Raw genomic sequence first — 20726 nt, 5'->3', positions numbered from 1 at the left:
TGGGTATTGCGGCGGGGGCCCCCCTCTTCCCATTCCGAACAGAGAAGTTAAGCCCGCTTGCGCCGATGGTACTGCAATGCAATGTGGGAGAGTAGGAGGCCGCCTTCTTTTAGAAGCGAGAGTGCTGAGGATAGAAATATCTTCAGCACTCTTTTTTTTTATTGTCTATTTTTGCTATGTGCGCACGCAGTAAACATAACATATATCCGTTGTTGTTGTTTTATCACCCACTGTTGTTGTTATTATTGTTCTACTCGCTATTGAGACAACAGTAAGATACGCTATTGAGACAACTGTTCCATACACTAATAACACGACTGTACCAAAGGTGTTATTACGACCGTACCATAGCTATGGAACGACCGTGATACACGAGTATTCACTTTCCACTTGAGGTAGTGATTTTACATCTGACACAAATATTTAGATTATAGTTTAATCTTTATTTTATTCTTATGTCTTAACCGATATTTATAGTTAAATTAGTCTTTTTCCTTTCTAATTGTCTTCATTTTGTTTGTTTGATATTAAATATTATCTATTTTAGTGAAAAAAGTAACGATTTATTTGTTTATTCCATAATTTTTGATTAACTTTGCACCGTGAAATTAAAAATATAATGTAATTATGAACAATTTTGGTCTTCTACATATCATTAATACGATTATTCGACTTCGTTACGTGGTCGGAAGTGAAAAGGTATGTATATAGGTCATCATGATATAAGAGTATAAACCTTTCTCACTTCCATGTGGGGAAGGTTTTTTTTTAGTGATTGTCTTATAAAGAAAGAATAGTAAAAAATATATAAACAATGAGTGACAGATTATTTATTTTCGACACAACACTACGCGATGGAGAGCAGGTTCCAGGATGTCAGCTTAACACAGTTGAGAAGATTCAAGTGGCAAAACAACTCGAACAGTTGGGTGTTGATGTTATTGAAGCTGGTTTCCCTATTTCCAGCCCAGGTGATTTCAATTCAGTAATTGAGATATCAAAGGCCGTGACATGGCCTACTATTTGCGCTCTTACTCGTGCAGTGGAGAAAGATATTGATGTTGCAGTAGAATCTCTGCAATATGCAAAACACAAGCGTATCCATACAGGCATAGGAACGAGCGATTCTCATATCAAATACAAATTTAACAGTAATCGTGAGGAGATTATAGAGCGTGCAGTTGCTGCCGTAAAATATGCAAAGCGTTTTGTTGAGGATATCGAGTTTTATGCTGAAGATGCAGGCCGTACTGACAACGAGTATCTCGCCCGTGTTGTAGAGGCAGTGATAAAGGCTGGAGCTACGGTAGTAAACATTCCAGATACAACAGGCTATTGTTTGCCCTCAGAGTATGGTGCAAAGATAAAGTACTTGATGGAGCATGTCGATGGAATAGAGAATGCGATTATATCTACTCATTGTCATAATGATCTTGGAATGGCAACAGCAAATACGCTCAGTGGTGTGCTGAACGGAGCTCGTCAGGTTGAGGTCACTATCAATGGAATTGGTGAACGTGCCGGTAATACTTCTCTTGAAGAGATTGCCATGATATTGAAGTGTCATAAGGATATTGATATTGATACAAATATCAATACTTCAAAGATTTATCCTACAAGCCGTATGGTTTCGAGCCTTATGAACATGCCTGTTCAAGCTAATAAAGCTATAGTGGGAAGAAATGCTTTTGCACATTCGAGCGGAATACATCAGGATGGTGTCTTGAAGAATGTTAGTACGTATGAGATTATTGACCCGAAAGATGTTGGCCTTGATGACAACTCAATTGTACTTACTGCTCGTTCAGGCAGGGCAGCCCTGAAATATCGTCTTGGAGTTCTTGGAGTAAAGGTTGACAATGAAGAAGTTGTAGATAAGATTTATCAGCAGTTCCTTAAGCTTGCCGACCAAAAGAAGGAAGTCAACGATGACGATATACTGATGCTGGCAGGTGCTGATTCCGCGGAGAATCGCTCTGTGAAGCTCGACTTCTTACAGGTTACCACTGGCATGGGTGTTAAGAGTGTGGCAAGTATAGGGCTTGACATTTCAGGACAGAAATTCGAGGAAGCATCTACGGGTAATGGTCCTGTTGATGCAGCTATAAAGGCATTGAAGAAGATTATCCAGAAGCGTATGACTCTAAAGGAGTTTACTATTCAGGCTATTAGTAAAGGTTCTGATGATGTAGGTAAGGTGCATATGCAGGTGGAGTATGACGGAAACGTCTATTATGGTTTTGGTGCCAATACTGATATCGTAACAGCATCTGTTGAAGCATATATCGACTGTATCAACAAGTTCAGGGCTTGAGAATAGATAGTGAAATAAGATAATTTGAATATTAAATCAATAAGTTCCATAATAATGAATACATTATTTGACAAAATTTGGGATAAACATGTCGTTCAGAAGATTGAAGACGGACCAACACAATTGTATATTGACAGGCTGTATTGTCATGAGGTGACTTCGCCTCAAGCATTTGCAGGTATGAGGGAAAGAGGACTGAAGTGCTTCCGTCCTGACCATATCTATTGCATGCCTGACCATAATACTCCAACTCATGATCAGGACAAGCCAATCGAAGATCCTGTATCGAAGAAGCAGGTGGACACATTGGCAAAGAATGCTGCCGATTTCGGACTGACACATTATGGTATGATGTCGAAGGACAATGGTATTATTCATGTAGTGGGTCCAGAAAAAGGTCTGTCTTTGCCAGGTATGACCATCGTTTGTGGCGACTCTCATACTTCAACTCACGGAGCAATGGGAGCTGTGGCTTTTGGTATTGGAACATCTGAGGTAGAGATGGTTATGGCCTCGCAGTGTATTCTTCAGCAGAAGCCCAAGTCGATGCGTATAAGTATCAATGGTACTCTACAGAAGGGTGTGACAGCCAAGGATGTAGCTCTTTATCTCATGTCAAAGCTGACTACTTCGGGTGCCACAGGTTATTTTGTGGAGTATTCAGGCGACGTAGTGAAGAACCTTAGCATGGAAGGCCGACTCACATTGTGTAATCTTTCAATTGAGATGGGTGCTCGTGGAGGTTTTGTCGCACCTGACGAAACAACACTTGAATATATCAAGGGCCGCGAGTTCGCTCCGAAGGGTGAAGAGTGGGATAAGGCCGTAGAGTATTGGAAAACGCTGAAGAGCGGTGACGACGCTGTGTTTGACAAGGAACTTAACTTTAACGCGGCTGATATCGAACCTCGTGTAACATACGGAACAAACCCTGGAATGGGTATAGGTATTACAGAGTCTATACCTTCTCTCGACGATATAGATGAAGCAGGAAAGGCTTCGTTCAACAAGTCGCTCGAATACATGGGTTTCGCTCCTGGAGAGAAGCTTCTTGGTCATGCTATCGATTATGTGTTCCTTGGAGCATGTACTAATGGACGTATTGAAGATTTCAGAGCTTTCGCGTCGATAGTGAAGGGAAAGAAAAAAGCAGATAACGTTGTTGCATGGCTGGTGCCCGGTTCGTGGGCAGTTGACAAGCAGATACGCGAGGAAGGTATTGATAAGGTGCTTGAAGATGCAGGATTTGCCATCCGTCAGCCCGGATGTTCGGCATGTCTTGCCATGAACGATGACAAAGTTCCGGCAGGCAAGTATGCCGTATCTACCAGCAATCGCAACTTTGAGGGTCGTCAGGGACCAGGGTCGCGCACCATCCTTGCTTCTCCGCTTGTAGCAGCAGCTGCTGCTGTGACTGGTAAGATAACAGATCCACGAGAGTTGATGTAAACGTCTTACGACTGATTGTTGATGATTGAAAATGAAGGTTGAACATTGAAAGAAAGAAAGATGAAACAGAAATTTGACGTAATAACGAGTACATGTGTGCCCCTTCCATTGGAGAATGTGGACACAGACCAGATAATCCCCGCACGTTTCCTTAAGGCGACAGACAAGGAAGGTTTTGGTGACAATCTTTTCCGCGATTGGAGATACAATAAGGATGGTTCTCCAATAAAGGATTTTGTGCTTAACGATCCTACATACGGCGGTTGTATCCTTGTGGCAGGTAAGAATTTCGGTTCTGGCTCGAGCCGTGAACATGCTGCATGGGCTATTGCTGGTTATGGCTTCCGTGTAGTGATAAGCAGTTTCTTTGCTGATATTCACAAGAATAACGAGCTCAATAACTTCGTACTTCCCGTTGTAGTGAGCGAGCCTTTCCTTGCCGAACTCTTTGAGAGCATAAATAATAATCCCAAGACAGAGGTTAAGGTGGATCTCCCTAACCAGACTGTTACCAATATGGCAAATGGTAAGAGTGAGAAATTTGAGATCAACGGATACAAAAAACATTGTCTTATTAATGGATTGGATGACATAGACTATCTGATTCAGAACAAGGACAAGATAGAACAATGGGAAAACCAGAACAGATAAAGTCATACCGCTCCGTGCAGCCATATATAGAGATTATGGACTGCACGCTGCGTGATGGCGAACAGACCAGCGGTGTGTCGTTTTTGCCTCATGAGAAACTCATGATAGCAAGAATGCTTCTTCGTGATGTCAATGTGGATAGAATAGAAGTAGCATCGGCGAGAGTCTCGGAGGGAGAGAAGGATGCCGTGAAGATGATTTGCCGTTATGCCCGTCAAATAGATAAACTGGAGAACGTTGAAGTTCTCGGATTTGTCGATGGCAACAAGTCGGTTGATTGGATATGCGAGTGTGGCGGGAAGACCATCAACCTTCTTACCAAAGGCTCGCTGAAGCACTGTATGCAACAACTTGGCAAAACAGTGGAAGAGCATGTGGCAGACATAAAGAAGTCTATAGAATATGCTGTCAGCAAAGGGCTTAACGTAAACATCTATCTCGAAGACTGGAGCAACGGCATGAAAGATTCGCCAGACTATGTGTATGAACTCATGGATGCTCTTGTCGATACACCCATAAAGCGCTTTATGCTTCCTGATACATTAGGAATAATGAATCCGCTGCAGGTGATCGAGTTTTTCAGAAAGATGGTGAAACGTTATCCCAACACTCACTTTGACTTCCATGCTCACAACGACTACGACTTAGCGGTAAGCAACTCGCTTGCAGCTGTGCTCAGTGGCGCTAAAGGCATCCATGTCACTGTCAATGGACTCGGAGAGCGATGTGGAAATGCTCCTCTGTCAAGCGTACAGGTAATCCTAAAGGATCAGTTTGAGGCAAAGACAGGCGTTATTGAGGATAAGCTCAATGATATCAGTCGATTAGTTGAAGGATATTCAGGTATTGCTATAGCACCTAACCAACCCATTATCGGTGACAACGTGTTTACCCAGGTGGCAGGAGTTCACGCTGATGGCGACAATAAGGACAACCTCTACTGTAACGACCTTGTCCCGGAACGTTTCGGACGAAAACGTGAGTATGCTCTTGGCAAGAATAGCGGAAAGGCAAATATAGCGCGCAATCTACAGGAATTGGGATTAGAACTCACTCCCGAACAGACCGCAAAGGTGACAAAGAGAATCACCGAGCTGGGCGATCGCAAGGAGATAGTCACCCAAGAAGACTTGCCATTTATTGTCAGTGATGTCTTGAAACACGATGCACCAGAGGATAATGTTAAGTTGGTCAGTTATATGGTGAGCTCGGCATACGGATTGAAACCTTTGGCAAGTATTAAGGTGGAAATAAACGGAAAGCAGTATGAGGCAGACTCTACGGGCGACGGACAGTATGACGCCTTCGTAAAGGCATTGAGGAAGATATACCGCGACAACTTGAACCGAGAGTTCCCAGTTCTCGCGAATTATGCCGTGACCATTCCGCCTGGAGGCCGCACCGATGCCCTTGTTCAGACCGTCATCACATGGCAGAATGGTGACAAGATTTTGCGAACCCGAGGGCTTGATGCTGACCAGATAGAAGCAGCTATCAAAGCAACATTTAAGATGTTAAACATAATTGAAAATTGAAATAATTAAAACGAAAACAATATGAATTTAAAGATTGCGGTTTTAGCAGGAGACGGTATCGGACCGGAAATCATGGAACAAGGAGTGGCCGTGATGGATGCCGTGGCTAAGAAATTCGGTCATGAAGTAGAGTACAAGGAAGCTCTCTGTGGAGCACATGCCATTGATGAGGTAGGCGATCCTTTCCCTGAAGAGACTTTCAAGGTGTGTGAAGAGGCTGACGCCGTGCTCTTCGCATCAGTGGGAGATCCAAAGTTTGACAACAACCCGTCGGCAAAGGTTCGTCCTGAGCAGGGACTGCTCGCTATGCGTAAGAAACTTGGTTTGTTTGCCAATATTCGCCCAGTGACTACCTTCGACTGCCTCGTACATAAATCTCCTCTTAAGGATGAGATTGTTCGCGGTGCCGACTTCATCTGTATCCGCGAGCTCACTGGCGGTATGTATTTCGGCAAGAAGCAGGAACCGCAGTTAAATGCAGAGGGAGTGGAAGAAGCCCTTGACACTAACTACTACACACGCCCTGAGGTTGAGCGCATCTTACGCGTGGGATACCAATATGCCCGTCAGCGTCGCAAGCATCTCACCGTTGTTGACAAGGCAAACGTGCTTGCTTCAAGCCGTCTGTGGCGCAAGGTCGCACAGGAGATAGCACCCGAGTATCCTGACGTTGAGACCGATTATATGTATGTTGACAATGCAGCGATGCGCATGATTCAGGAACCAAAATTCTTCGACGTGATGGTCACTGAGAATACATTCGGTGACATCCTTACCGACGAAGGCTCTTGTATCACCGGTTCGATGGGTTTGCTGCCTTCTGCATCTACAGGTAGCTCAACTCCAGTCTTCGAGCCAATCCATGGTTCGTGGCCACAGGGCAAGGGATTGAACATTGCCAATCCACTTGCACAAATCCTTTCGGTGGCAATGCTCTATGAGTATTTTGACCTGAAAGAAGAAGGTGCCATAATCCGCAAGGCCGTCGATGCCTCTCTTGATGCCAATGTCCGTACGCCTGAGATTCAAGTGGAAGGTGGAGAGAAATACGGCACAAAGGAAGTCGGTGCTTGGATTGTTGACTTTATCAAGAACAACTAAATCAGAGTGAACAGAAAGACACTTTTTTTAATATCTTTGCTGCTGTCGGGATGTTTGGGCTCTTTCTCCCAAACACCCCAGCAGTGGCGTGACTCGCTTGCAGTTTTAAACAAGCAGATATCCATAACACCTTATTCGTCAGATCTATACCTTAGAAAAGCAGCAGTGAATATTGAACTGCAACAATGGGATTATGCTTTAGATACATATAATGAAATTCTAAAGAAAGACCCCACAAATCTTGCAGCATTGTATTATCGCGCTTTTGTAAACGGGAAGATGCGTCGTTACGACCTTTCCGCATCCGACTACGAGAAAATGCTTACTTTCGCACCGACGAATATAGAAGCACGACTCGGTCTTGCCTATACTTATATCAAACGCGGCAAGCCGACAGATGCATTAGATCAATATGGCCTAATCATCGAGCAGCACCCCGACAGTGCCGTGGCATACGCTTCACGTGCATGTCTCGAAGAGGAGATGCAACGTTATGACATTGCGTTGTATGATTGGGAAAAGGCAGTCGAACTTCAACCGTCTAATAACGACTATATCTATTCCAAGGCATCGCTCCTGGTAAAGATGAACCGAAAAAAAGAAGCCAGGGAATGTCTTGAGGAACTCGTGCGCCGAGGCGTGGCAACAGGAGAGATACACTCTATGCTCATGCAGTGTAAGTAAGGTAGAATTAAATGATATGCAGACAAGATGTATTGACTCAAGGCTCACACCATTTATGGAGCAGCTGCCTGTAGCGTCTATAGCTGAGAGGGTGAATAGCGAATTGGACACTCATCCGCGTCTGATAGTCACAGCTCCGCCAGGAGCTGGCAAATCCACTCTTCTACCTCTGACAATCCTTTCCTCGTTGCCAGATGGAAAGATCCTCATGCTCGAACCACGTCGAATAGCTGCACGTCAGGTGGCAGAGCGTATGGCGAAGATGATAGGCGAGAGGGTAGGAGAGACCATTGGCTATAGGGTGCGTTTTGAGACCAAGGTGTCTGCATCCACACGGGTGGAAGTTCTCACCGAAGGCATCCTAACCCGTATGCTCATCGATGATCCCACGCTCGATGGTGTGTCGGTGGTAATCTTTGACGAATACCATGAACGAAGCCTTGTCTCAGATACCGCCCTTGCGCTTACACGTGAGACGCAGAGCTTGATAAGGCCAGATTTGAGAATAGTGTTGATGTCGGCGACAATAGATGCAGACCAGCTTTGCAGGTCGTTCGATGCTCCGCTTGTTGAGAGTGAAGGCCGTATGTATGATGTTGACATCGTGAACTTTGACGATACAGACGCCGTCCGTTGTGCTGACGATGTAGCCTCGGCAGTGATGAAAGCCCATCGTGAACATGAAGGAGACATTCTCGCTTTTTTGCCTGGACAGGCAGAGATAGTTAGGTGTAGCGATCTGCTTGAAGGCAAGCTTGGCGCTACGCGCATATTCCCTTTATATGGAAAACTATCCTCACCAGAGCAGCAATCTGCCATCGATCCGTCGCCCAAGGGAAGTCGTAAAGTCGTGATTGCTACCTCTATAGCAGAGACATCTATCACCATTGAGGGAGTAAGAATAGTGATAGACAGCGGATTATGTAGGAAAATGGTGTATGATGAGAGAAACGGACTGAGCCATCTTGACACCGTGAGAGTTTCCATGGATATGGCACGACAGCGAGCCGGACGTGCTGGTCGAGTAAGTAACGGAATATGCTATAGGTTGTGGACCAAAGCAACCGAGCATCATCTTGATGAATGCCGTCAGCCAGAGATATTATATGCAGACCTTACACCCGTAGTGCTTGATATAGCGGCATGGGGAGGAAGCGACATCATGAAGTTGCCATGGACTACCATGCCTACAACGTCGAAGGTGAACAAAGCCTCCCGTCTGCTTGAAAGTCTCAATGCTATCGACAACAAGGGAATGATAACCGCCCATGGAAGGGAGTTGTCCAAGTTACCTTGTCATCCTCGCATAGCAGAGATGCTTGTGAAAGCAGCTGACGCTAAAGAGAAAAGCCTTGCCGCAGATATTGCAGCTTTGCTTGAGGAAAGAGATATCATAAACACGGAGATCGATAGCGATATCAACACCCGTATCTCATTGCTGCGTGAGATTCGCGCAAAGAGCCGTAAGGGAAGAATAGGAAAGGTGATGATTGTAGCAGAACAATATCTGCATATGATGGGTGTGACTGCCGACAACTGCATGCCCAATCCATACACAACGGGAAAACTACTGGCTTCAGCCTATCCCGAACGTGTGGCAATGGCAATAAGCCACGGTCGTTATCGTCTTGCCTGTGGCGACGAGGTGGCCATCAATAACAGCGACGATCTCATCTCCTGTCAACTCCTTGCCGTGGCATCGTCAGGCAAACGCATCTTCCTCGCTTCCCCATTGTCGGTGAAGGATATTGACGATATTGCCCGTTGGCAAGACAATGTGTATTGGGATAATAAACAGGGTCGGGTGGTGGTACGACGTGAACAGCGAATAGGTGCATTGGTCATCGACACACGTGCGACAGAAAATGTCTCGGGTGAAGACATTGTGCGCGTGATTTGTGAGGCGGCGAGGAAAGACGGACTTAGTATGTTTTCCATCGACGATGATGTGCAAAGGCTCATCGTACGTATCGCAACCGTTGCAGAATGGCATCCCGAACTATCGTTGCCGGCGATAGACGTTGATTCACTGCTGGACAGTGCAGCCGAATGGTTGCCACTTTATATAGGCAAGGCAACTACTGCGACAGAATTGAGAAAGATAAACCTAAATGAGGTGATTTGGGGAATGTTAGATTACGGGCAGCAGATGGCAGTGGACAGAATAGCGCCTACGCATCTGCAAGTGCCCACGGGCAGCCGCATTCGCATCGACTATCGTCAGGGAGCGTCGGCACCAGTAGTTAGTGTTCGCTTGCAAGAGTGTTTCGGATTGACGGATACACCTTGTGTTGACGATGGCCAACGTCGTGTAGTATTAGAACTTCTATCGCCTGGTTTTAAGCCAGTTCAACTCACTCAAGACCTGCGAAGCTTCTGGCAGTCTGCTTATTTTGAGGTTCGTAAGGAGTTGCGCAGAAGATACCCTAAACATAGCTGGCCTGACAATCCTCTTGAGGCAGAGGCAGTGAGAGGAGTGAGAAGGCCCAAGTCCTGACAGGCCTTCTCTTGTATTTTTTTGTCGTGGTTATTTCCATTCCTCAGCATGTAGGATGTCTGAATAGACAATACCTTTTGCGGGATTAATATTCTTTTCCTTAAACAACTGTCTTACGGTGACGAACTCAAATCCCCTTTCTTTCAGAACAGGAATGATACGATCTACTGCCTCCACCGTCTGTTCGTTTCCAGGCATGTCGTGAAGCAGATAAATTAGTCCGTCTCGAGCCGAAGCCAGGATGCGTTCCGTGCGTGTGTCGGCATTCACCTGGGGTTCCCAGTCGTTGCAACCCTCACCGCAGATAAACGGAAGTCCCACGGCATCAAACATAGGTTTGCTGACAGCAATATATGGAGGTCTGAAGAACTGCGGCTTCTCTCCAGTATATTTTTCTATCAGTGCAGTGGTAATCTCCACCTCCCTTTTTACAGAGTCAGCAGAGAGCGACGGCATGGAAGCATGAGTGAGGCTGTGATTCTCTATATCGTGTCCCTCATTGTGTGCACGCATCATTACTTTGGCACTTTCCTCATTGATATTTTTCCCGATGACAAAGAACGACGCTTTTACATCATGCTTCTTCAGCACGTCGAGCATCCTTACCGTAGTTCCAGTGTTGGGACCATCGTCGAAACTAAGTGCAACGAGTTTCTTCTGTGCGCTCGTCATCATACTGACAGAGAGCATGAGAGCAGTAAAAAAGTAAGTTTTCATTTTCATAATATTGGTTCTTGGATATAAAAGTTATCTTGTGAGTTTTCTGAGCAGAGCCTTGTTGATAGCTTGTATTCGTCGGCTTTGCTTTTCAATGTCTTCGCGTACATTATTTATATTAGAGAAGAAGAGAGAAAAAGCGTTAAGCATCTGGTTTGGCTGTCGCGCATCCTCAGTCTCGTCAGGATTGGTAATGATACGTATTCCCTTTTCCTCGATGTGGACATCTATGTCGGTACCTGTCATTATTGGGTCACCGTCGAAGTGTATGGCACCGGGATTATTTCTGTGGATATGGATTCTCTTTGTCCTGAAAGTCTTAATCTTTGAATTCTTGTCGAGCGTGCGGTTCATCATGTCGATGCTTATCTGTGGAGCGTCAAAGGCGGTGAACGGTTCCATGATTATCACGTCCATCAGTCCGTCGGTCATGGTTGCTTTAGGCGCTATGTATGCGTTGTTGCCATATTGCGAAGCATTTGCGCATGCGATGAGGAATGCATTATACTGTTTCGTTCCCGTCTCGTCCATTACGGTATATGTCTCGGGCTTGTATTTCAGCCCTTCCTTCAGTACGTTCTCAAGATAAGTCAGCGGTCCACGCTTTCCTGCCTCTGCAAATTTGAGGCTGATAAACGCGTCAAAGCCCATGCCGCAGGTGCAGAAAAACGGTAGGTCGTTGATGACGCCATAGTCGAGAAGTTCTATTTTGGCCTTGTTGATTATCTCAATGGCCTTATGCGGTTCGAGAGGTATGCACAGGTGTCTTGCCAGTCCGTTGCCAGAACCACATGGGATGATGCCGAGGGCCGTATCAGAATGAACTATCGAGCGGGCCACCTCATTGATTGTGCCGTCGCCTCCCACAGCCACGACGATATCGACATGCTCCTCTACACACTGCCTTGCGATGTCAGCAGCATGTCCAGCAAATTCGGTAAAGACCACCTTATGACAGAACTTCTCTTTGTCGAGAGTGCTGTCAATCAACGCAGGCATTTGCACTTTGCTGTGAGTGCCCGAATGCGGGTTAAGGATGAATACAATAGTTTTCTTTTTGTTCATTTCAGTGCAAAAATACTTATTTTTTATCAATTTCGTATAGATAATTAGCCTAAAAATGCATAAATGGAACTTTTTTTTAAAAAAAAGCACACTATTTGGCAAAAAATTTGTAACTTTGCCGCCTAATTACAAGTAAATATATAAAGAGACCTTTTATAAAATGGGACAATTACAGGAAAGATACAAGAATTATCGTGAGCCGCAGAAATTTATGGAGGCAGGTGTTTATCCTTTCTTCAGGGAGATTTCTGGAAAGCAGGGAACAGAGGTGGTGATGGAAGGTCACAACGTACTCATGTTCGGTTCTAATGCATATACAGGACTCACAGGCGACCAGCGAATCATAGATGCTGCCAAGGCTGCCCTTGACAAGTATGGTACAGGATGCGCTGGTAGTAGATTCCTTAATGGAACACTTGACTTGCATGTTCAGCTCGAGAAAGAGCTATCAGAGTTTATCGGCAAGGATGATGCACTTGGATTCTCAACAGGCTTCTCTGTCAATGCAGGTGTCATTGCCATGGTTGTAGGACGCAACGACTATGTCATCTGCGACGACCGTGATCATGCCAGTATCGTCGATGGCCGTCGCCTGTCTTTTGCACGCCAGTTGCATTACAAGCACAACGACATGGAGGATCTGGAGAACATCCTCAAGACACTCCCTTACGAGGCAGTGAAACTCATCGTTGTTGATGGTGTGTTCTCGATGGAAGGCGACCTTTGCAAGTTGCCTGAGATAGTTGAGCTAAAGCACAAGTACAACTGCTCTATCATGGTTGACGAGGCTCATGGTATTGGAGTGTTCGGTCGTCAAGGTAGGGGCGTGTGCGATCATTTCGGTCTTACCAACGAGGTTGACCTTATCATGGGAACATTCTCCAAGTCGCTTGCCAGCATCGGAGGTTTCATTGCCGGCGACAAGGACACTATTAATTTCCTCCGTCACACCTGTCGTACTTACATATTCTCGGCTTCCAACACTCCAGCAGCCACAGCAGCTGCAATGGAGGCCCTTCATATCTTGAAGGCTGAGCCAGAAAGAATAGAGCATCTGTGGGACGTTACCAAGTATGCACTCCGCCGTTTCCGCGAGGAAGGCTTTGAGATAGGCGATACAGAGAGTCCTATTATACCACTCTATGTACACGATGTTGACAAGACTTTCCTTGTCACCAAGTTGGCTTCAGACGCAGGCGTGTTTATCAACCCCGTAATACCGCCGGCATGTGCACCTCAAGATACTCTTGTTAGATTCGCACTTATGGCAACTCATACACAAGATCAGGTAGAAAGAGGCGTGCAGATTCTGACTAAGATATTTAAAGAGTTAAATATTATAAAATAATAGATGGTATATTTGCAAGACTCAAAAAAAGTTTGTACCTTTGCACCCGCAAAACAGAAAGGGCGGCTTTCCTTGGGTCTTGCAACCGAGGTGTAGCGCAGTTGGTAGCGTTCCTGGTTTGGGACCAGGCTGTCGCAGGTTCGAGTCCTGTCACCTCGACTTGGAGTGGAGAAAAGTCATGAAAATGACTTTTGAGGCAGACTCAAAGAGAAGTCCTTTTTTGTTTGCAACCGAGGTGTAGCGCAGTTGGTAGCGTTCCTGGTTTGGGACCAGGCTGTCGCAGGTTCGAGTCCTGTCACCTCGACCTTGAGAGAAGAGCCGTTGAGGCTTTTCTCTTTTTTTGTGCATTTTCCATGCTTTTTCTTTTGTCAATTCAAATATATTATGTAACTTTGTCGCCAATATTAGAAGCGTTGCAGTGGAAATGCTTCACACACCAAAACTTATATTTATGAAGAACGTACAAAGAGGATTGACAACCATATTATTAGGGCTATTTTTGCTTTGCCCTATTTTAATTTTTGCGAGGACTGAGAATAGAAGTTTTCGCATCATCAATGCCGCAAATGGTCTGGCTGACAATAGCGCACAGACCATCGACTGTACATTTTCGGGTCGTATGGTTGTGACCAGTCTTGGAGCCATAAACATATACGACGGAGGATACTTCAGTCAGATACCAGATGAAGACATCAACCCCTTCTATCTGTCGAAATATACAGGCAACTATCATCTGTATTTCGACAATATGCATCATATGTGGCTTAAGGACAAGCATAAGGTGAAATGCGTTGACATGATGACAGAGAGGTACATCAGCGACCTCAGTCCCTTGTTTCGCGAGCATGGTATCACTGGCAATGTGGAGGACTTGTTTGTAGATACCAGTGGAAGGTTGTGGATAGTCTCTGGAGATTATCTCTATGCCGAGAATAAACATTATCAGGTGAGACTAAGACACGGTTTTCAGCTTCAGGACCTTGATGTGAATGGAAATATGCTCATGCTCTTCTATAACGATGGGCGAATGGACTCTTTCAATATGGTTAAAGGTACCCACAGGTCGTCGTCTTACTGTTATGACGCCGAATGTCAAAAGGAATACTCAAATTCCACGGTGCTGAGGCGAACAGAGAATGGGTTTTTCCAGATAAGGAATGGTAAGAACAAGTCAATACTTCTCAAATATGAGTTCAAGAGCGGCAAATGGACAGAGCTGATGCGTCAGGAATACAGCCTCAACAATATGGAGGTGAAAGACAGTATGTTGTATATAGCCAGTGCTTATGGCTATTGGACATATAACATGAAAACCGCCCAACTGGATCATTATGATGAGATAATGCTCAACGACGGACGTGTGCTCCTTACCGATATCAACACGCTCTGTTTCGATCGTCATGGCGGCTTGTGGATTGGTACTGAGAGACGCGGACTTCTGTATTCAAAACCACGTATTTCGCCTTTCTATGTCTATACTTGGGAAAATCCCAGGGCATTGGAACTCTCGTCCATGCTCGACAAATACCAGGAGGAGAACGGAACCTACCCGTATGAGAGTGGCGTAAACTGCCGATACACAGACAGCCGTGGATGGAAATGGAAAGGAGGCCGCAATGGTGTTACATACACCCTTCCGGGCACACAGAAAGAAATAGCTTTAAATGACTCCATTGGTTTGCTTAACCATGTGGCACACTGCATCATCGAAGACGGGAACCATAACATTTGGTTGGGCACAAGTTGTGGCATTGCTGTCTTGCTCATTAAGGATGACAAGATTACTCATGCAGTCAGCTTTGACTCAAACGACAATGTACCCATCGAGTCGTTTACCGACGGGCGCACCATGTTGCTGCCCAACGGCAACATAATGATGCAGTCGATAGATCATGTGATAGAGTTTCGTCCAAGTACTTTCATCACTCAGCATGACAATTTTGTCCCACTCCATCCAAAGCTCATCAGGCTTATGGTCAACGGCAATGTCGTTGGAGCTGGTACGGAGGTTGATGGCAGGGTGATCATCGAAAAGGCCGTGTCACGTGTGCGTCATATTGACTTTGACTATCTTGCTACCAATCTCAAGCTGACCTTCTCGGCAATGAATTATTTCCGTCCACTCCAGACCTACTACAGGGTGAGAGTGCTGGGAGGCACTGACGAGAATTGGCGCGTATTGTCATATTTTAATTCCAATGGACTTGTGGATTCCAAGGGACTGCTTCACCTGCCTCTGGTAGGTCTTGAGCCAGGCGAATATACAGTGGAGGTTCAAGCCTCAATGTTTCCCGACATATGGGACACTCCGTCCCAGAAATACACCTTATCCATTCTTCAGCCATGGTGGCAGACCACGGGGCTATATATCACGCTCCTCATTGTAGTTGGGTGTATGATAGCGTACAACGTGAAGAACTACAAGCTCAACAATCGCCTGCGCATGAAGTGTAACCTTGGAGAGTTTGAGCTGTCAAAGCTGCTTGGCAATTTCCTCAAGCGTTGTGAAGTGTGTTCTGATGATATACTTATGCCGAGCCGTGACGAGCTCTCTGGCGACGGCAAGGTGAAGATGTCGTTGATGTCCAAGGAATTCGTTAGTTTGGTGCTCGACCTTAAGCCTCATGTGGATGACGAGTCGATTACTCATGATGTGCTGAAAAGCGTAGGTTCGCGCCATGGCATGGATATCCTCGAGCTATATGACCTTGTTGCAAACAATGTGAACAAGAATCCTCGTCTTTTCGTAAGGGCGGTAAGACTTATTCAGGCAGAGAAGTTGGTCGTGGGTTCTGGTGAAGACATGGATGCTATAGCCAGCGAGTGTCATTTCGTTAATACCGACTATTTCGTTAAGTGCTTCACTTCTTACTATGGCTATACGCCTATCGAATACCGTTATGCCTTCAGTCGCGACGAGTGATGATACGACAGTCTATCGTCGCGACGAATAGTCGAGTTGTCTGTATCCCACGAGTTGCCAGTAGCGTCCTCCCTCATCCTTATAGTACACGTAAGCCTGGTATTGGTTTTCTGTTTCGTGGAAGTTGCCTTCAGACTTGAGTGTTTCTGTTGTCCCGTCGCTGTCGATGCAGAGGTATCTATAAGCGTAATAGCCCTGTTTTTGCAGCAAGGTGAGTCGGTAGCATCCCTCTTGTTCGTCATATTTGGCAATGTATTTGTTTTTGTCTGCATGGGTAGTCCATTGCCCGTCGATGATGATGCTTTTGTCTGAAGGCTTGTCGGCATAGAGTTTGTAGTTTACCAGCATGTAGTCGCATGTTGTCTTGTTTTCTATGTTGTCGCTGTTGCGGACATAGAAAGCGCCGTTTGTGTCTTCCTCAAACACGTAGTTGGGTCGTGGTTCGGCATCGTAAGGTGTTGCCGTGTAGTTATGTCCGTCCCATCCTGTGTCGCTAAGTCCCATAGTGGGGTGTGTCAGGGCGAGGGTCTCGTATTGTCGGTATTCGTTTCCACCGTCGAAGATAAGGCTTTTGTTGTGTCTCCATGCCATGCCGTTTATGTTTTTTATGTCGGGTGTTACATTTGTGCGTTGCTGGTGTGGGCTATCGTTTTGTCGGAATATGGTATAAATTTGTCTTTCAGGATAAGTCACGTTGAGGTCGTTATAGTTCAGTTCTAAGGTCAGTTGTTGGTGTGCTTTGTTCACGTCGATGTCTGTATTTGACGACACGCTCATCGCGATGTTAGTCTTCTGGTCCACCACCATGACCCGAGCTTCGAGAAGTTTCTCGTCATTGTCCTCGTCGGTCACTGTTATGATATAGTTTCCGCTGAGTTTCAGTCGGCACTGTTCGTTGGGTATGGTAAAGTCGTAGTGGGTGTATAGCATGGTAGTGTTTATCGAGTTCTCGGCATTGTCTATCACCACATCGTTAAATCCCTCCATCCAGTCGCTTTCTATCAGTTCGGTGGTAGGAGTCCAGTCGGGGTTGCAGTGCGTGATGCGGTAAGTCAGCCGTCTGATGTCGTGCGACATCTCGTCAAACTCTATTTTCACCTTCTGCCCTTTGCCCATGGTGACTACTGTGGGCGAGAGGAAGTCGTCGTCCACGGTCACCTGTAGCGTGTAGACCCTGTCGCTGTAGATTACCCCCTGCGCCATGCCGGTTGCGTAAAGGGCGAGAGCGAGAGTGCAGGTCAGCAGACGGAGTATGATACAGTGTTTCATCATTCGTATATCGTTGCAACAATCCTTCTTTCTCCTCCATAATCCCTGAACTCGCAGAGGTATATTCCCTGCCATGTGCCGAGGTTGAGGCTGCCGTTTGTGATGGGAATGGTAAGGCTGACGCCGAAAAGCGAGCATTTGGCATGAGCCGGCATGTCGTCTAGTCCTTCGAGGGTGTGGTCGTAGTAGGGTTCGTTTTCCTTTACCACATGGTTCATGATTTTCTCCATGTCGCTTCTCACGTCGGGATCGGCATTCTCGTTTATCGACAGTGCGCATGAGGTGTGCTGGACGAAGAGGTTGAGCAGTCCGGTCTTTGGCAGTGGTTTCGGCAGATGTTCCATTATCTCCCTTGTCACGAGATGGCAGCCACGTCGTCTTGCCTGTAGTCTGAAAGATGTTTGCTGTATCATTGTTTTGCTGTTTTCTTTTTGATGAGATATTTATTTTTGGCAAAGTTACGAATAAATACTGAAAGTGCAAAGAAAAAATCAGAAATTCGTATTCACATTGTCATTTCCGTCGATATAGTATAACTGATTATTAAGTATGCGTCCAAGTCCAGTTTAATTGCTAATTAATGCTAATTATGATATATAATCGAGGAAAAGGTGATGAAAAAGGTGGCAGCTTTGTGAAAAACCGCTATATTTGCATCATGATACAAATGATATGCAGATACATAGTTGAGGCTTTGAGGGCGCTGGCAGACTGGCTGATGCCCTCGTGGTGCCCTGTATGTGGGGACAAATTGGTGAAAAGCAGTACCGGGATATGTGTGGCTTGCAAACTGAGACTCCCCGTCATCCCACGCTATGGTGACATGGAAGACAACTCTATGGCTCGACTGTTTTGGGGACTGGTGCCTGTGGAGAAGGCTCAGACTATTTTCGAATACCGTCCTGGCAATGAGGTGTCAGCCATCGTCGAAGAGATGAAATATCACGGAGTGTATGAGATAGGGATAGAGATGGGACGAATGAGTGCACAACGTCTTGTGGGCCGTGGCTTCTTTGACGGTGTGGATATGATTATCCCCGTCCCGCTGACGAAAAGCAGGAAACGGTGGCGCGGATATAATCAGGCAGAGATGATTTCTAACGGACTGGCAGAGGTGACCGCCATACCTGTTTCTACCGGAAATCTCGTGCGCAAGAGGTTTCATGGTAGTCAGACACGGCTGTCGGCGGTAGAGAGGGGTGAAAACGTGAAAAACTGTTTCGATGTCACCCGTCCAGAAGAGTTGCGTGGCAAGCATGTGCTACTCGTGGACGATGTCCTCACCACTGGCGCCACGCTACGTGAGTGTTGTATGTCCTTGGCCGACAGGGTGGGAGACGTCAGGGTCAGCGTGTTCACCCTTTGCAGGGCGTGAACAACGGAATCCCGTGGCAGCGACGACGATGCTCATCAGCGGACTGAGGATATTGAAAAAGCAATAGGGTAGGTAGGTGAGTGTGGCCACTCCCAACACTGTGCTTTGCGTCATGCCGCATGTGTTCCATGGCACCAGCACCGAGGTCACCGTTACGGAATCCTCCGTGGCACGGCTGAGCAGACGAGGTTCAAGCCCGTTCTTGTCGTAAATTTCCCGAAACACATTGCACGAGAGCAGGATGCCCATATACTGGTCAGCCACAGTGTTGTTTAGCACAAGCCCCGTTGCCACGGTTGACCCGACCGTGGAGATCCGGCCATGAGCAAAGCGGATAAAGAGCCTTGTAATGCCAGCCGTCATGCCGCCAGCCGTCATCGTTGCCCCAAAACACATGGCACACAATATGAGCCATACCGTAGAAAGCATGCCCTCCATTCCCCTTGTGGCTACAAGCTGGTCGAGCATGGGGTTGGAGGTTTGTATTGCCGTACTGCCATACACCGCTCTCATTGCGCCACGGAACAGATCGCCGTCGGCTATCTCAGCCACAATACCTGCCTGAAACAGTAAGGCAAAGACCACCCCAAGCAGTGTGGAGGCAAACATTGTAACCAATGCCGGCAGCCTTTTTGCTATCATCACCACCGTGGCAACAGGCACCACAAGAAGCCAAATACTTATGTTAAACCGTCCCGTTATCGCCTCCTGACATGCGGCAAGATGTCCATTATCGATTGCTGTGTGCGAAAATCCTGCCACCAAAAACACCGACAAGGCTATCAGAAACGAAGGGATAGTGGTAATCATCATAAACCTTATATGGGCAAAAAGATTCACACGGCACACACTCGACGCAAGTACGGTAGTGTCTGACAGCGGCGAGACCTTGTCGCCAAAATACGCCCCGCTGATGATGGCTCCCGCTATCCAGCCTTCGTCGAAACCTTGCGCCTTACCTATGCCCATGAGAGCCACGCCGATGGTGGCGATGGTGGTCCACGAACTGCCTGTCATCACACTCACCACGGCACTTATCACACAAGTGGAAACCAAAAACACGCTTGGGTGGATAACATCAAGTCCATAGTAAATCATCATCGGCACCACGCCGCTCACCATCCATGCACCGCCCAATGCGCCTATGAACAGCAATATTACCATAGCCGACGACACCTGTGAGATGCTCTTGGCAATATGGTTCTCAAACTCTCGCCATCTCACCTTTCCCACCCAGATGCCTATCACGCAGCACACCGCCGAGGCTGCTAGCATCACAATCTGACTTGGACCTCCGAGCGACTCGTCGCCAAAGGCGCGGACGGTAAACACCAGCATCACCATCAGCAGCACTAATGGTGTCAATGCCAGCCATATTGGCAATATTCTGCTTGTCTTCTTTTCTGTCATATCTTTTGTGTTGGTCATAAAAACAATGTATTATTAGCCCTTCGACATCTTTTCATAATCTGTAGAGTTCGCTTAATTTGTTATTAAAGTTTCCCACACCTAAAAGAAGTGGTTGAAATTGCTACTAAGCCTTTATCCCATTTATTGGGAACAGACTTCTCGTTCTTTGAAAATATTGAAAAAAATCTGAGGATAAATAACAGATTGTCAATTATTTGTTGTATCTTTGTAAGGGTCAAAAACAAGATATTAAACAAAAAATCAACAATCTGTTATGAATGCAAAATTAAGTCATTTTTCTGAATTATCCAACTTTTTGAGTGAAAAATCTTCTATCTGCAATGATTTTCTGTCATTATTGGACAGATTCAAGCTTGGACAGTCACTT

General features: G+C 46.1%; 15 protein-coding genes, 2 tRNA genes and 1 rRNA gene. 13 read left to right on the top strand and 5 right to left on the bottom strand.

What is annotated here, in order from left to right; translation table 11 throughout:
- From rrf to hrpB, 8 genes are all read left to right on the top strand, one after another.
- Positions 1–108 (top strand): 5S ribosomal RNA (gene rrf / locus CIK99_RS12020); the annotation flags it as partial.
- 706 nt (positions 109–814) lie between these two features.
- Positions 815–2314 carry a 2-isopropylmalate synthase gene (locus tag CIK99_RS12015; protein WP_094381742.1) on the top strand — a complete coding sequence of 500 codons (1500 nt, stop codon included), beginning with the start codon at positions 815–817 and terminating at the stop codon, positions 2312–2314.
- 54 nt (positions 2315–2368) lie between these two features.
- Positions 2369–3763: a 3-isopropylmalate dehydratase large subunit gene (gene leuC, locus CIK99_RS12010; RefSeq protein ID WP_094381741.1), complete on the top strand. Its 1395-nt coding sequence runs from the start codon at positions 2369–2371 to the stop codon at positions 3761–3763.
- Between the two features lie 60 nt (positions 3764–3823).
- Entirely contained in the window at positions 3824–4414 is a 591-nt protein-coding gene (gene leuD, locus CIK99_RS12005) for a 3-isopropylmalate dehydratase small subunit (protein WP_094381740.1), read from the top strand.
- Positions 4393–5949: an alpha-isopropylmalate synthase regulatory domain-containing protein gene (locus tag CIK99_RS12000; protein WP_094381739.1), complete on the top strand. Its 1557-nt coding sequence runs from the start codon at positions 4393–4395 to the stop codon at positions 5947–5949. The genes leuD and CIK99_RS12000 overlap by 22 nt, the downstream gene beginning before the upstream one ends.
- Before the next feature lie 21 nt (positions 5950–5970).
- Entirely contained in the window at positions 5971–7050 is a 1080-nt protein-coding gene (gene leuB, locus CIK99_RS11995) for a 3-isopropylmalate dehydrogenase (protein ID WP_094381738.1), read from the top strand.
- Between the two features lie 6 nt (positions 7051–7056).
- Positions 7057–7734, top strand: a complete 678-nt coding sequence (locus CIK99_RS11990; RefSeq protein WP_371591034.1) for a tetratricopeptide repeat protein — start codon at positions 7057–7059, stop codon at positions 7732–7734.
- Between the two features lie 16 nt (positions 7735–7750).
- Positions 7751–10231: an ATP-dependent helicase HrpB gene (gene hrpB / locus CIK99_RS11985; protein ID WP_254047800.1), complete on the top strand. Its 2481-nt coding sequence runs from the start codon at positions 7751–7753 to the stop codon at positions 10229–10231.
- A gap of 30 nt (positions 10232–10261) precedes the next feature.
- Here the strand turns inward: hrpB and CIK99_RS11980 are convergent, their stop codons facing one another.
- Positions 10262–10948, bottom strand: coding sequence for a polysaccharide deacetylase family protein (locus tag CIK99_RS11980; RefSeq protein ID WP_216822809.1), 687 nt, complete (start codon positions 10946–10948; stop codon positions 10262–10264).
- A gap of 30 nt (positions 10949–10978) precedes the next feature.
- Positions 10979–12013, bottom strand: coding sequence for a diacylglycerol kinase family protein (locus CIK99_RS11975; protein ID WP_094381735.1), 1035 nt, complete (start codon positions 12011–12013; stop codon positions 10979–10981).
- Between the two features lie 160 nt (positions 12014–12173).
- Here CIK99_RS11975 and CIK99_RS11970 point away from each other — a divergent pair, with 160 nt between their 5' ends.
- The 4 genes from CIK99_RS11970 (at position 12174) to CIK99_RS11955 (ending at position 16284) form a co-directional block, all read left to right on the top strand.
- Positions 12174–13361 carry an aminotransferase class I/II-fold pyridoxal phosphate-dependent enzyme gene (locus CIK99_RS11970; RefSeq protein WP_094381734.1) on the top strand — a complete coding sequence of 396 codons (1188 nt, stop codon included), beginning with the start codon at positions 12174–12176 and terminating at the stop codon, positions 13359–13361.
- Positions 13362–13447: 86 nt separating this feature from the next.
- A tRNA-Pro gene (locus tag CIK99_RS11965) sits at positions 13448–13520 on the top strand.
- 72 nt (positions 13521–13592) lie between these two features.
- Positions 13593–13665 (top strand) — tRNA-Pro (locus CIK99_RS11960).
- Positions 13666–13812: 147 nt separating this feature from the next.
- Positions 13813–16284 (top strand): helix-turn-helix domain-containing protein, encoded by a 2472-nt coding sequence (locus CIK99_RS11955; RefSeq protein ID WP_158215983.1) that lies wholly within the window; start codon positions 13813–13815, stop codon positions 16282–16284.
- Positions 16285–16296: 12 nt separating this feature from the next.
- On the opposite strand, the gene CIK99_RS11950 is transcribed toward CIK99_RS11955, so the two are convergent.
- Both CIK99_RS11950 and CIK99_RS11945 read right to left on the bottom strand, forming a co-directional pair.
- A complete protein-coding gene (locus tag CIK99_RS11950) occupies positions 16297–17556 on the bottom strand; it encodes a DUF5103 domain-containing protein (protein WP_158215982.1) in 1260 nt (419 codons plus the stop codon).
- Positions 17553–17966, bottom strand: coding sequence for a secondary thiamine-phosphate synthase enzyme YjbQ (locus CIK99_RS11945; protein ID WP_094381731.1), 414 nt, complete (start codon positions 17964–17966; stop codon positions 17553–17555). Before CIK99_RS11945 ends, CIK99_RS11950 begins: the two co-directional genes overlap by 4 nt.
- Before the next feature lie 176 nt (positions 17967–18142).
- Between CIK99_RS11945 and CIK99_RS11940 the strand changes: the two genes are divergently transcribed.
- Complete coding sequence (locus CIK99_RS11940; protein ID WP_158215981.1) at positions 18143–18928, top strand: ComF family protein; 786 nt, start codon at positions 18143–18145, stop codon at positions 18926–18928.
- On the opposite strand, the gene CIK99_RS11935 is transcribed toward CIK99_RS11940, so the two are convergent.
- Positions 18851–20338: a Na+/H+ antiporter NhaC family protein gene (locus CIK99_RS11935; protein WP_094381743.1), complete on the bottom strand. Its 1488-nt coding sequence runs from the start codon at positions 20336–20338 to the stop codon at positions 18851–18853. The two genes, CIK99_RS11940 and CIK99_RS11935, sit on opposite strands and share 78 nt — an antisense overlap.
- Positions 20339–20726 lie beyond the last annotated feature (388 nt).

The sequence above is a fragment of the Prevotella sp. P5-92 genome, assembly GCF_002251245.1.
Taxonomy (GTDB): domain Bacteria; phylum Bacteroidota; class Bacteroidia; order Bacteroidales; family Bacteroidaceae; genus Prevotella.
This window is presented reverse-complemented; position numbering and strand designations above follow the sequence as displayed.